Source organism: Hahella sp. NBU794 (assembly GCF_050749805.1).
Lineage (GTDB): Bacteria > Pseudomonadota > Gammaproteobacteria > Pseudomonadales > Oleiphilaceae > Hahella.
In genome coordinates, this window is record NZ_CP192738.1 from 1,319,481 (window position 1) to 1,332,204 (window position 12,724).

Consider the following 12,724-nt stretch of genomic DNA (forward strand, 5'->3'; position numbering starts at 1 on the left):
GCCAAGCGTCTGGGGTATCCATGCAGAAAACCGTTAATCCCTGGCTGATTGCGCCGCTGGTGGCGCTCGCAGCTTTTATGGAGGTGCTGGACATCTCCATCGCCAACGTCTCGCTGCAGCATATTGCCGGCAGCCTGGGGGCGGGACCGGAAGAGACCACGTGGATACTGACGTCCTACCTTGTCACCAACGCTATCGCGCTGCCCATCGCCGGCTGGCTGTCCGACTATTTTGGGCGTACGCGCTTCTTTATCGGCAGTATTATCGGTTTTACGCTGGCGTCTCTGGCTTGCGGCATGGCGCCAGGGCTGGAAATGCTGATTATCTTTCGCGCCGTGCAAGGTCTGGCTGGCGGCGCGTTGCAGCCAGTATCTCAAGCGATACTGGCGGACAGTTTTCCCTTGGAAAAGCGCGGCATGGCGTTCGCCATGTACGGTATCGCCGTGGTGGCGGCGCCGGCGATTGGTCCTACCCTGGGCGGCTGGATTACGGATGAGTTCAGCTGGCGCTGGATCTTTCTGATCAACGTGCCTGTTGGCATTGTCTTGATTATGCTGGTTAAACGCTTTCTGCCGGACGAGCCCGCCAACCATGACGGCTCCAAGGTGGATTATTTTGGCTTTGCTCTGATCGCCATCGGCCTGGGTTGTCTGCAATGGATGCTCGACACCGGACAGCGCGAAGACTGGTTTGAGTCGCCGCAGATCGTCGCCTTGGCGGTGATTGTGGTGGTGGCGCTGTTGACCTATATCGTGCGTTCTTTCGATCAGAAGAATCCCATCGTCGACCTGACGTTATACCGTTACCCCAATTTTGCGATGGCGAATGTCATCATGTTTATGATGGGCTTTGTGCTGTTCGGCTCCACGGCGTTGTTACCGCTGCTGATGCAGACGCTGATGGGGTATTCGGCTTTCGATGCCGGTCTGGTGTTGTCGCCGGGCGGGTTCGCGATCATGTTTATGATGCCTATCGTGGGGCGTCTGGTTGGCGCCGTGGATTCCCGGATTCTGTTGACGCTGGGGCTGAGCGTGAGCAGTCTGGCGCTCTGGAATCTGGGGGACCTGACGTTGTCGGTGAGTCGGGATCAACTGGCGTTGGCCCGAGTGTGGCAGACGCTGGGTTTGGCGTTCCTGTTCATTCCCACGACATCCAGTGCTTATGTCGGGTTGCCTACGTCGGCGAACAATCAGGCGGCGGCCATGCTGTCGTTCATGCGTAATCTGGGGGGCGGCGTCGGCATCGCCTTATTGATGACATTCCTGGATCGCGTCGCGACCGTGAATCGCGGTCATCTGGTGGCTAACACCAGCCCGGTCAGCGAGGTCTGGAGCCAGCATTATATGCAGTTGCAGCAGATCACTGGCGACGCCACTCGCGCATTGATGATGGCTAATCAGCAGGTGGCCGAGCAGGCCCGGTTTATCGCATTCATGGACAGCTTCAAGATGCTGGCGATCCTGTTTGCGCTGCTGATTCCTCTGGTGTGGAAGCTGAAGCCATTACCCCGCAGCGGCGTCGGCGCGCCTCAAGGCGCTCACTAACGCGTTGCCATTGTTGTCAGTGAAGGCGCCGCTATTTGGCGGCGCTGTCGCAGTACAGCTTTTTCAGCAGCGCAATCATCTGTTTGACTTCATTGCCTTTAAGACGATACGTCACGCTCTGCTGATACTTCTCCGTCTCTACCAAATCCGCCTGACGCAGCACGCTTAGATGCTGCGACATGGCGGACAGGCTCAGTTCCGCCGCTTCCGCCATTTCCGTCACCGTACGCTCACCGTCGCACAGCAGGCAGAGAATGAACAATCGATTGCGATTGTCCATGGACTTGATTAACGACAAAGCCTTTTCAAAACCTTCGGGGTCAAATTCGTTATCCAGCATAATTTGAAGCCACACATCTAATGAATTGACTAATATTTTAGAATAATCTAAATTAGAAAAAAATCATTTAGATTATTCTAAATAAATGATCAGCAGCTAAGCTTTCAGCCATCCGAACAGGAGTAGGTCGCTATGAACATTGATCGACTGGTCTTGGCATTCGCAGGTTTCATGGTTTCTCTCGGTTTGATTCTGGGTTATTGGGTGAGTCCCTATTGGTTCCTGCTTTCCGCCTTTGTCGGCCTGAATATGTTTCAGGCGGCGTTCACCGGCTTTTGTCCGTTAGCCATGGTGTTGAAAAAACTGGGGTTCCATCCCGGAAGCGCCTTTCACTGAGGCCCTGCTATGCTGACTTTATCAGAACATGCCTCCCGACACCCCAAGTTTTGGTTCCGCCTGAGCGGGGCTCTTTGCCTGCTGCTGATTCTTCTAGCGGCGGCTCCGACACTGAGCCCCGCGACGTTTTCCTTCCTGAACCCTCTACACATTGATACCGACCCGGAAAACATGCTGCGGGAGGATGAACCTGTCAGGGTGACTCACAACCATCTAAAACAGGAATTCAGCCTGTACGATGTTGTCGTGGTGGGGGTGATCAACCGCGATCATCCTCAGGGCGTATTCAATGCGCGCTCACTGAAGAACGTGTACGACCTGGCCGCTTTCGCGCAAGGCTTGCGCTGGGAGGAGAACGGCCGTGAGCAGGGCGTGGTGGGTGTGGATCTGATGGCTCCGTCCACAGTGGATAATATTGAGCAGGCCGGATTGGGAACGGTGCGTTTTGAATGGCTGATGCCGTCGCCTCCCGTTAACGACGCCGCGGCTTTGCAGGTCGCGGAAAAAGCCATGCGTATTCCCATGCTGCGCGACACTCTGGTGTCATCGGACCAGAAAGCGCTGGCGCTTTACGTTCCTATTACGTCAAAGGACATCAGTTACCAGATCGCGGAGAAGCTGCGCGCCAAGGTCGCTGAGTTCGACTCAAATGATGAGTACCACATTACCGGGCTGCCGGTGGCGCAGGATCAGTTTGGCGTGGAGATGTTCAAGCAGATGGCGATTTCCGCGCCGCTGGCGATGCTGCTGATTTTCCTGCTGATGTGGTGGTTTTTCCGCCACCTGCGTTTGGTGCTGGCGCCGCTGGCGGTGGCCATGATTTCCGTGATCCTGACCATGGGGTTGCTGGTGGTCACCGGCAACACCGTGCATATCATGAGTTCGATGATTCCCATTTTTGTCATGCCTATCGCAGTGCTGGACGCGGTGCATATCCTGTCGGACTTCTTTGATCGCTATCCCCGGATACGCGACCGCAACAAAACGATTCGCGAGGTGATGGAAGAGTTGTCGGCGCCGATGCTGTACACCTCGATCACCACCTGTGCGGGCTTCGCCTCATTGGCGTTCACCCCGATTCCTCCTGTGCAGGTGTTTGGCGTATTCGTTTCCATTGGCGTGGGGCTGGCCTGGTTGTTGACGGTGACGCTGGTCCCCGCCTACATCATGTTGATGCCGGAAAACTCCCTGCAGGGATTTGGTATGAACACGGACAAAGACGGAGAGGAGCATACGGCGCTGGCGCGGTTTCTTCATACGCTGGGACGTTTCACCTATCGCCGCGCCAAACTGGTGCTGGTGGCGACCTTGTTGGTGGCGGTTGGCGCAGGCTATGGCATTAGCAAAATCCAGATTAATGACAACCCGGTGAAATGGTTTGCGGAAAGCCATCCGATTCGGGTTGCGGATCAAGCGCTGAATGCGCGTTTTGCGGGAACCTATATGGCCTATCTGGCGCTGCAGCCAGCGGCGCCGGCTACATTGGAGGATGCCCGCAACCGGGTCGCCGCGTTATTGAACGAGACGGATGCGGCCATTCAAGAGCCCGCTCGCGCCCTTATCGCCGCAGCGACTGCGCAAACCCGAGATGAATGGTTGCGTGAGGTGCAGGACGCTGTGGCGGAAGCCAGAGAGCAGACGGACACAGATGCGCTTTGGGACGCCTGGGATGCGTTGGGGCAGGGGCTGGACGCAGTGAGACAAAGCGCTGAAACCTTTAAACAGCCTGAAACCCTGGCTTATATCGAAACCCTGCAAAAGTACCTGCAGGAAACCGGTTTGGTGGGTAAGAGCAATGCGCTGCCGGACATTGTCAAAACCGTGCACAGAGAACTGATGCAGGGAGAAGCGGAAGCGTTTCGCATCCCCGCCAGCGCTCCGGCGGTGGGGCAGACGCTGATTACCTACCAGAGCAGTCATCGTCCTCAGGACTTGTGGCGCTTCGTAACGCCGGACTATCGCAACACCAATTTGTGGATACAGCTGAAAAGCGGGGACAACAAGGACATGGCGGCGGTGGTCGCCGCGGTGGACCGCTTTTTCGCGCAGCATCCGGCGCCGACGGCTCTTAAGCATGAATGGTTTGGGCTGACCTATATCAATGTGGTGTGGCAGGAAAAAATGGTGAGCGGGATGTTGGAGGCGTTTCTCGGCAGCTTCCTGATTGTGCTGGCGATGATGGCGTTTTTATTCCGTTCCCTGTGGTGGGGGCTGCTCAGCATGCTGCCGCTGACGGTCACAATTGGCGCGATCTACGGCGTCATCGGCTGGATTGGCAAAGATTACGATATGCCGGTGGCGGTGCTGTCAGCGTTGAGTTTGGGACTGGCGGTGGACTACGCCATCCACTTTCTGGCTCGCAGCCGCTTTCTGTATCGGCAGACCGGCTCCTGGCGTGAGACGGTGGACGCGGTGTTTGGCGAGCCGGCGCGGGCGATTACCCGCAATGTGATTGTCATCGGCGTGGGGTTCCTGCCATTGCTGGCGGCGCCGTTGATTCCCTACCAGACTGTCGGGGTGTTTATCTCTTCCATTTTGCTGTTCGCCGGCGTGGCGACCTTGCTGATCCTGCCTGCGCTGCTGACGGCGTTTGATCGCTTTCTGTTTAAAAATCTGCAACCAACAAGGGAGGCTGAGGCATGAGTCTTTCATTCAAACGATGGGCGACGACCTGGGTATTCGTCATGACGGGAATTTCGGTGACGCCGGCGGGCGCTGCGGATCAGGCGCAGGTGGATGACATCGTACGCAAGGCCAGCCACGCAGCTTATTATCAAGGCGTGGATGGCAAGGCGAGGGTGGATATGCGCATCTTCGACGCGCAGAATCGGGAGCGCTCGCGGGAATTCACCATTCTGCGGAAAGACATTGACGACGCAGGCGACGGCGATCAGAAGTTTTATGTGTACTTTCACAGCCCGGCGGACGTGAGCAAAAGCGCCTTCCTGGTATGGAAGCATGTGAAGGGAGATGACGACCGTTGGCTCTATCTGCCGGCTCTGGATCTGGTGAAACGCATTTCCGCCAGTGATGAACGCACCAGCTTCATGGGCTCACATTTTTTCTATGAAGATGTGTCCGGGCGCACCCCGGATGAAGACAATCATGTGTTGCTTGAAGAGACGGACAACTACTACGTGCTGAAAAGCACGCCAAAAAACACCGGCAATGTGGAGTTCGCCTACTACAAAAACTGGATTCACAAGACCACCTTTATTCCAGTCAAAACCGAGTTTTACGATGCATCGGATCGGGCTTATCGCACCTATCAGGCGACGCGGGTGGAAATGGTGGACGGCTATCAGACAGTGACGGAATCCAAAATGAGCGACTCGCGCATCGGCGGCTACACTCAGATGCGCTACAGCAAAGTCGATTACGACGTGGATATTCCAGAAGATATTTTCAGCGAACGTTATTTGCGTAGCGCGCCGCGTCAGTATCTACGCTGAGAGAGGGCGGGAGCACTGATGAAAACACCGCTTCGAATCGTCGCGATCCTGCTTATAAGCGCTCGCGCCTGGGCTGAAGAGCCAGCGTTGCCTATGGGGCTGGGAGCGGAGGAACCACAACTGCCAACAGGGTTGGAAGAGCCTGCTAAGCCGTCCGCCCATGAGCCGGACCTGCCTGTCGGCCTGGATCTGGCGGAGCCCGAGTCGAATGGCAGGGACCAAGGGACAGAGGCAGAGCTGACTGCGGTTCCGTGGCAAATGTCCGGCTTTGCGGAAACCCGACTCGGCGCCCGGTTGCAGGATGATCCGACGCAAAAACGGGCGTCCATTGGCGAAGCGCGCGCCCAATGGCAGGCGGAAGCGTTTCTGGAGTCGGTCACGTTTAAGGGCGTGGCGGATGTCCTGTACGACCCGGTATTGGATCATCATCGTATCGATCTTGAGCGCGGAGAAGGCTGGCTGGACTTGCGCGAAGCCAACTTCTTGGTGCGTCCGGCGGATGCGATGGATATCAAGCTGGGGCGTCAGATTCTCACCTGGGGAACCGGCGATCTGTTGTTCATCAACGACCTCTTTCCCAAGGACTGGAACGCGCTGATGATTGGCCGTGACGAGGAGTACCTGAAAGCGCCTTCGGATGCAGCCAAGATATCCCTCTTCAGTGATGTAGTGAATCTGGACTGGGTGTACACGCCGCAATTCGACGCGGACCGTTACATTGATGGCGAGCGGATTTCCTACTACAGCGCTGGCGCCGGTGAGATAGTGGGGCGTAATCAGCCCGTGCGGGTGGAAGGGCGTCAAAACGCGTTGCAGGATGATGAACTGGCGTTGCGGGCGTATCGTCTATTAGGGCCTTATGAACTGGCCGCCTATTATTATCGCGGCTTCTGGAAAAGCCCGGCGGGCGTTAATCCTGACAGCGGCCTGTATAGGTTTCCTGAGCTGCAGGTGTGGGGCGCGAGCGTGCGTGGTCCTGTCGCCGGCGGCGTAGCCAATGCGGAGCTGGGCTACTATGACAGCCTGGAGGATGAGCGCGGTGACGACCCCTGGGTGCGCAACAGTGAGTGGCGCGCTTTGGTCGGCTATGAACGCGAGCTGCTGCCGGAGCTGACTGGCGCGGTGCAGTTCTATGTTGAGTCCATGCAGGATTATGACGTCTTCAAGGCCTCGCAGCCCTCTGGCGCATACTTGAAGGACAAGCGCCGGGAGGTGGTGACGCTGCGTTTGACCCAGCTTTTGATGAACCAGAATCTGACGCTGTCACTGTTCAATTTCTGGAGCCCCAGCGAAGACGACGGCTACTTGCGTTTAAAGGCTAACTACAAGGTGGACGATCACTGGCGCGTGGAGACCGGCGCTAATGTTTTTTACGGAGAGAAAGTGGAAACCTTTTTTGGCCAGCTCAAGGACAACAGCAATCTCTACGTGGCGTTGAGATATGGGTTTTAGCCGTCCCACTCTCATGAATAAAATTTCATAACTTTGTCAGTCCTACGCCGCCAAGGCTTTCAAGTCATTCGACGGAAAGAGGGCGCCTTCGCCATGCAGAAACCGGGAAACTTTTATTTTATAGTGCATTGGGCTTACACGTTTAAGTTCCCGGAGCATGGCGGCTTCTATTATCAATGACTTACCTATAAGACCAATCACTTATCCATAAGTCCGCGCCCAAATGCTCCTGTTGCTTTCATTCGGGAACCTGAATGAGTTAAAGCGATACCTCGATCCAACTTCTATTCAAGTTATACGTAATTATGAAACGAATCTCCGTATTGGCGGCGCTGTTATCCATGGCGTTGCAACCAACCTGGGCGGCGTCCGGGAATGCTCAACCGTTGCAAGTCGCCGTTGGCGACGACCTGTATCTGATCGATCCCGCCACGTTGGCGGTGACTGTACAGATGAATCAGACTCAATCTCCCGCCTCAGCGGCGGCGTTTGCTGTCGAAGACGTCAAAAATGTGGTGTTTGTGGAGGGAGACCAGCGCCATTGGCGTATTGCCCTGCAGGAAAACGCGTTTGACGTGAAAGTCGCTGTTGATCATGGCGCTCTGACTTTCGCCATCAGCGCCGATAAGCCCAAGACGCATATTGACTGGCCGACGTCGGCGGCGCGCCAGGTGTCCGCTTACGGCCTGCCATTGGGCGAGGGTTTTTATATCCCGGCCGATGATGCGGCGTGGGCGGATTGGTTACAGGAAAAGTACGACGAGTCCGCGGTGACGGAACTGCTGTCCATGCCGTTTTGGACGGAAGTGCGCGCTGGCGGCGACGGACAAGCCGGCTACTCTCTGACCTGGACATTGGAAAACCCCTTCAATACCGCCATGACTTTCAATCGGGATGAGGGCGCATTGCGTCTGGGCGTGAGTCATGAATTCTCGCCGCTGATGCCGGATCGGCCTTATCTGGTGCGTTTACAGAAGGGCGCGGCTACGCCTGTCGCCGGCGCCTTGGCTTATCGCGAGCTGTTGGAGCGTCAGGGGTTGCTGACGCTGGACGATAAACTCGCGCAAAACCCCAATGTAGCCAAGCTGGCTGGCGCGCCGCATATTTACTTGTGGAGCAGCGGTCTGATCAAGCCGGAGGATATTAAGAGCTGGCGTCCCTTCGTGCGTGAATTCGCCGCCAAGTATCAGACGCCGGATCATCTCGCGCAAAAACTTTGGGCGCAGTGCGATAAAGAGGCGCGCAAGATGTTTACCCAGGCCTTCAAGGAGGCGCAGGGTGATGCGGGATTTGTCTCCAAATACTCACGCGAGGCTATCGTCAGGGCGGTGAATGGAGCGTTGATCAAAGCCATCGATGCGCCGGCGCAGCATCCCTTACCGGGCGGACATGATCCCGCGATGGAAGTACTGCGGGGAGACGCGATGCGCACGGCCATGCAGCAGGCGTTCGGCTCCATGATGACCGAGCCGGAGTCCTGGGGCGGCGGTTTCTCCACGGACACCATCGCCGCGCTGCGCAAGGCCGGGCTGACCAGCGCCTGGCTGGGCGCCAACGACTGGCTGGATACCTTATGGCATCCGCAATCGGTGAAAGCTGCGAAGGCGGCGGGCTATCTGGTGGGAGTCTATGACAGCTACGGCAGCATTCACGCGCCGGATGAGCCGCGCACCTGGCTGACCGCCCAGGTTGGCCGTGAAAACTGGGAAAAGGCTCCATATCGACGGGAAGACGGCAGTGTCGTCTCCGGTTTCTCCAGTGTGGGCGCCTACGCCAACCCGGTGGCGATTGAAGACTATGCGGAGCAGCGCATGACGGCGGTGACGCGTGAGGCGAAGCTCAACAGTCTGTTCCTGGACGTGGACGCCACTGGCATGATTTACGAGGACTACACGGAAGGGCGCAAAACCAGTGAAGCGCAGGATGTGGCGGCGCGTACGCAACGATTGAATTTCCCACGGGAAGAACTGGCGCTGGTCACGGGGAGCGAAGGCGGCTCCGCGTTGTTTGCGAACGCCATTGAATTTGCTCATGGCATGACCATCACGCCGTTCAGCTGGACGGACCCTGACACTGGCAAGAACCGCCAATCCACCTATTATCGCGGCAACTACTGGCCGCCGGAGGCGCCCTCGCTGTTCTTCGCCACCAAACCGATCAAGCCGGCGCTGCGCAATATTTACTACAACCCCGCCTATCGCTTGCCGCTGTATCAGCTGGCGCTGCACGATAGCGTTGTGGCGACCCTGCACTGGGAATACCCCTCGCTGAAGTTCAAAGAAACCCGCGTGGACGTGGGGCTGCTGCAGTTGTTGTACATGATTCCGCCGATGTACCATCTGAACGCGGCGAATCAGAAGCGCGACCTGCCTGTCATCGCCGCCTACGATAAAGTGTTCCGTCCCTGGCATGAAAAACTTTACAGTACGCGCATGACGGGGTTTGAGTTCCTGTCGCAGGATCGTCTGCTGCAATCCACCCGCTTCGCGGACGGCACGACGATTACCGCGAACTTTTCCTCTCAGGAGCGTAAAGCGGGTCAGTCAGCCATACCGGCCCAATCTGTGGCGATTGTATCGTCCGAGGGCGAGCGCAGCCTGATTCCATTGCGGGACATGCTGCAATAACAGGAGAGCTTGAGCATGAGCGAAAAATATCCCGATAGAATCACCATGGAAACCGTGGAGAAGGTGAAAGTGTCTCCCGACGCGGCGACGCTGGCGCTCAAGGTATCGGGGGAGTCTTCGGTGTTCACCACCGAAGCGCTGAAGAAGTTGAAGGATGTCAAAAGCCTTATCGATGGCTTGAAGCGGCTGGGGGTGGATGAAAGCAAGCTATCCCTTGAGAATATTCGCGTGACCTCTAAATCCGGCATGTTCGCCGGCGCTTCCTCGGTGACGTTCACGCTCAAGCTGCAATCGCTGGCGATTGCCGATGTACCGCAAACTCTTGCCCTGGCGGCGACCACGAAAAACATCTCTCTGGAAGATATCCAGTGGGAGTATTCCTATCTGGAGACTAAGAAGCTGGAGATCATGAAGTCCGCCGCCAGGGAAAACAAGAAACAGGCGTTGGAGCTGGCGGACGCCCTGGGCGTGCGCCTGATCGCCGTACACAGTCTCTATCCGAAATGGGACGAGCCTAACCGTCAGGCGATGGCGGGGCTGACCCGCAGCCGCAGTCTGATGAAAGCGCGAGGACCCGGCGGAGGCGATGACAGCGAGGGCTTTGAGCTGGCGATGAATCACTCGGATTATCTGGAGGTCGTCATCAAAGCGGAGTATCGGGTGTCGGAGTTCGCGGCGTAGTCCGCAGCGTCGTCAAGGTTGATAGCGGGCGATAATTGCCTGCAGGTCGCCGGAATCTTTCAGATCCTGCAGCACAGCGTCGATATCAGCCAATAATTGTTTGCGCTCTGGGGTCACGGCGAAGCGAAACCACACGGTGCTGACATCCTGGTCGGAGAGGACGAACTGATTGCCCAGACGCTTCTCTTTGATCAACCACAGGCCAACCAGCTCATTTATCACCGCGCCGTCTACCCGATCCGGCGTTTTTAGCAGATGCGACAGCATGATGCTTTCACTGTAATCTTCCTGACGCTTGATCAGGCCATCCTCAAAGTAAGGGTCCAGCAACGGATAGTGGTAGCCGAAACGCACCACCAGGGTCATGCCTACCAATTCATCGACTTTCTTAAATTGCAGATTGCGATCGCGCAGGGAAAAAATCACGTCGCGATGGGGAATCACCGGTTTCGACCATAGAAACTGCGTTGGCGCATCCGTCCATTCCCGCGCCAGGGTCACCACATCCACATCGCCGGTTGCGAGCATGCTGTCGAGTCGCTTGCGGGGCAGGGCCATTAATTTGAGTTGGTAATTGCGCCGGTTCGCCACGGTAGCCAGCACTTCATACATGATGCCTTGCGGCTGGTTATGTTCGTCGTAGTAGGTGAACGGCGGAAAGCCGCCGCCATCGCTCATATTGAACCTGATCAGCCTGCTTTCCGGTGCGCTAGTCTGGGCGTCCTGGGCATGAACGGTCGGGGGCGCAAGAAACCATAGCGCGATGACGGCCAGCAATACGGCGCGGCGCCACGGATGATTAATAAAGTTCATTGTTCTATCATCGCCCCTTCGTCATGCGCTAAAAAACAGGCATTACTTGCCCAGAAAAACAGAGCGCTCTTGGGAGCTTATTATTTCCGGACTTAAGCATGTGACGTTGTCTTGCATTTAATTCTAGCTGTATTCCCGGAGAGCGTGTAATCAGCGCGGTTTTATTTGGCGACAACCGATAACCATTGAAAACTGTTAAGGTCTTTCGTGTATGGAAATAGTGTATTACGTGGCCGCCAGTCTTGACGGCTACATCGCCGATCTACAAGGAAAGGTGGACTGGCTGGCGTCTGTGGCGGATGAAAATGAAGACTATGGCTACGAGACGTTTTACAACGGCGTCGATGCGTTGGTCATGGGGAGCAAGACCTATCTCAAAGTGCTGGAGCTGGGCGCCTGGCCCTATCAGGGGAAACCGGTATGGGTGTTCTCCCGGCAGGAGGATTTAAAGCTCGCCCCGGGAGTGGAGCGTTGCGCCGGCGATCCCTCCACCTTAGTGGCGCATTTTCGGGCGCTGGATTATAAACGAATCTGGCTGGTGGGCGGCGGCGAGCTGCTGGCTTCCTTCCAGGAAGAAGACCTGGTGGACGAGTACATTATTTCCTATGTGCCCGTTTTACTGGGCGAGGGTATTCCGCTGTTTCCCCCCGTAGACGCCTGCGCGCGCCTGGACTTTCAGTTGGCGGAAACCTTCTCCAGCGGGCTGGTGCAGATGCGTTATAAGCGCATATGCGATTGAAATTTATAATTAAATGACGGAAAGTCATGAGAAACGGCGCTTTATACCTGTTCGTCGTCTCTTCTCCAGACGCCCGGCCTATACTGTGTAACTGACGTATAAACATTCGCTAGCTCGCTCAAACTCATGGAGACAACCATGGCATTACCCGAACGTGTGGCAAAATGGCACATCAAGCTGGACGATGACCAAATGACTGTGGCGGAAGCATTCGCCAGCATTCAGAGCATTGCTCTGAAACAGGAAGACATCCCGCTGATTATTCAGTTGGTGGAGAACCCCAAATTTGACATCCCCGGCGTCAATCTGTTCAACGGCGCCACCGGCCTGAAAGCGCATGATTATATCCACGTACTGCTGGGGCGGGGCGTGGCGCCAAAAGATGAAGCCTTTGTGCTTGGCTTCACCATGGGCAGCACCAACCGGGTGACGACGACGGAAGAACGTTTATACAGTTTCTTCGCCAAGTATCTGTACCCCAAGGTTTATCAGATGAATGACGAAGACCTGCAGGTATACAAAGACGCCGTGCGACTGGGCTACGTCTCTGACTGTACGCCTCTGGACACAGTGGATTTCGAACAATATTCAAGTTACACCTTGAAAGAAGCCCGCGAGGCGATTGGCCTGGAGGCCGACCTGCTGAAGGCGTACTACGCCATCGAGAAAAAGCGTTATCCCGACAGCCGGGAGTCGCAGCGGAACTTGTAAACGGCGGACGCCGACAGCCACCATTCAAT

The 12,724-nt window shown here is 56.3% G+C and carries 11 protein-coding genes; 9 read left to right on the forward strand and 2 right to left on the reverse strand.

Annotation, left to right across the window (positions count from 1 at the left end):
* The first annotated feature begins 20 nt into the window (after positions 1-20).
* A complete protein-coding gene (locus tag ACQYWX_RS05915) occupies positions 21-1,544 on the forward strand; it encodes a DHA2 family efflux MFS transporter permease subunit (protein ID WP_279507257.1) in 1,524 nt (507 codons plus the stop codon).
* Between the two features lie 31 nt (positions 1,545-1,575).
* Here the strand turns inward: ACQYWX_RS05915 and ACQYWX_RS05920 are convergent, their stop codons facing one another.
* A complete protein-coding gene (locus ACQYWX_RS05920; RefSeq protein ID WP_011399161.1) occupies positions 1,576-1,884 on the reverse strand; it encodes an ArsR/SmtB family transcription factor in 309 nt (102 codons plus the stop codon).
* A 132-nt stretch (positions 1,885-2,016) separates the two neighbouring features.
* Between ACQYWX_RS05920 and ACQYWX_RS05925 the strand changes: the two genes are divergently transcribed.
* The 6 genes from ACQYWX_RS05925 (at position 2,017) to ACQYWX_RS05950 (ending at position 10,432) form a co-directional block, all read left to right on the forward strand.
* On the forward strand, positions 2,017-2,220 hold the full coding sequence (locus tag ACQYWX_RS05925; RefSeq protein ID WP_279507256.1) for a YgaP family membrane protein: 204 nt from the start codon (positions 2,017-2,019) through the stop codon (positions 2,218-2,220).
* A 9-nt stretch (positions 2,221-2,229) separates the two neighbouring features.
* Positions 2,230-4,863: an efflux RND transporter permease subunit gene (locus ACQYWX_RS05930; protein ID WP_431688208.1), complete on the forward strand. Its 2,634-nt coding sequence runs from the start codon at positions 2,230-2,232 to the stop codon at positions 4,861-4,863.
* Positions 4,860-5,672, forward strand: coding sequence for an outer membrane lipoprotein-sorting protein (locus ACQYWX_RS05935; protein ID WP_431688209.1), 813 nt, complete (start codon positions 4,860-4,862; stop codon positions 5,670-5,672). Before ACQYWX_RS05930 ends, ACQYWX_RS05935 begins: the two co-directional genes overlap by 4 nt.
* Before the next feature lie 18 nt (positions 5,673-5,690).
* Positions 5,691-7,124, forward strand: a complete 1,434-nt coding sequence (locus ACQYWX_RS05940) for a DUF1302 family protein (RefSeq protein ID WP_431688210.1) — start codon at positions 5,691-5,693, stop codon at positions 7,122-7,124.
* A 305-nt stretch (positions 7,125-7,429) separates the two neighbouring features.
* A complete protein-coding gene (locus ACQYWX_RS05945; protein ID WP_431688211.1) occupies positions 7,430-9,751 on the forward strand; it encodes a glycoside hydrolase in 2,322 nt (773 codons plus the stop codon).
* A gap of 15 nt (positions 9,752-9,766) precedes the next feature.
* A complete protein-coding gene (locus ACQYWX_RS05950; protein WP_431688212.1) occupies positions 9,767-10,432 on the forward strand; it encodes an SIMPL domain-containing protein in 666 nt (221 codons plus the stop codon).
* A 12-nt stretch (positions 10,433-10,444) separates the two neighbouring features.
* On the opposite strand, the gene ACQYWX_RS05955 is transcribed toward ACQYWX_RS05950, so the two are convergent.
* A complete protein-coding gene (locus tag ACQYWX_RS05955; protein ID WP_431688213.1) occupies positions 10,445-11,245 on the reverse strand; it encodes a substrate-binding periplasmic protein in 801 nt (266 codons plus the stop codon).
* A 211-nt stretch (positions 11,246-11,456) separates the two neighbouring features.
* Between ACQYWX_RS05955 and ACQYWX_RS05960 the strand changes: the two genes are divergently transcribed.
* Positions 11,457-11,984: a dihydrofolate reductase family protein gene (locus tag ACQYWX_RS05960; protein ID WP_431688214.1), complete on the forward strand. Its 528-nt coding sequence runs from the start codon at positions 11,457-11,459 to the stop codon at positions 11,982-11,984.
* 138 nt (positions 11,985-12,122) lie between these two features.
* Entirely contained in the window at positions 12,123-12,695 is a 573-nt protein-coding gene (locus ACQYWX_RS05965) for a hypothetical protein (protein WP_279507249.1), read from the forward strand.
* The last annotated feature ends 29 nt before the right edge of the window (positions 12,696-12,724 follow it).

Coding starts and splice junctions, on each gene's coding strand:
- ACQYWX_RS05915 (WP_279507257.1), top strand. CDS start 21: ATGCAGAAAACCGTTAATCCCTGGCTGATTGCGCCGCTGGTGGCGCTC.
- ACQYWX_RS05920 (WP_011399161.1), bottom strand. CDS start 1,884: ATGCTGGATAACGAATTTGACCCCGAAGGTTTTGAAAAGGCTTTGTCG.
- ACQYWX_RS05925 (WP_279507256.1), top strand. CDS start 2,017: ATGAACATTGATCGACTGGTCTTGGCATTCGCAGGTTTCATGGTTTCT.
- ACQYWX_RS05930 (WP_431688208.1), top strand. CDS start 2,230: ATGCTGACTTTATCAGAACATGCCTCCCGACACCCCAAGTTTTGGTTC.
- ACQYWX_RS05935 (WP_431688209.1), top strand. CDS start 4,860: ATGAGTCTTTCATTCAAACGATGGGCGACGACCTGGGTATTCGTCATG.
- ACQYWX_RS05940 (WP_431688210.1), top strand. CDS start 5,691: ATGAAAACACCGCTTCGAATCGTCGCGATCCTGCTTATAAGCGCTCGC.
- ACQYWX_RS05945 (WP_431688211.1), top strand. CDS start 7,430: ATGAAACGAATCTCCGTATTGGCGGCGCTGTTATCCATGGCGTTGCAA.
- ACQYWX_RS05950 (WP_431688212.1), top strand. CDS start 9,767: ATGAGCGAAAAATATCCCGATAGAATCACCATGGAAACCGTGGAGAAG.
- ACQYWX_RS05955 (WP_431688213.1), bottom strand. CDS start 11,245: ATGAACTTTATTAATCATCCGTGGCGCCGCGCCGTATTGCTGGCCGTC.
- ACQYWX_RS05960 (WP_431688214.1), top strand. CDS start 11,457: ATGGAAATAGTGTATTACGTGGCCGCCAGTCTTGACGGCTACATCGCC.
- ACQYWX_RS05965 (WP_279507249.1), top strand. CDS start 12,123: ATGGCATTACCCGAACGTGTGGCAAAATGGCACATCAAGCTGGACGAT.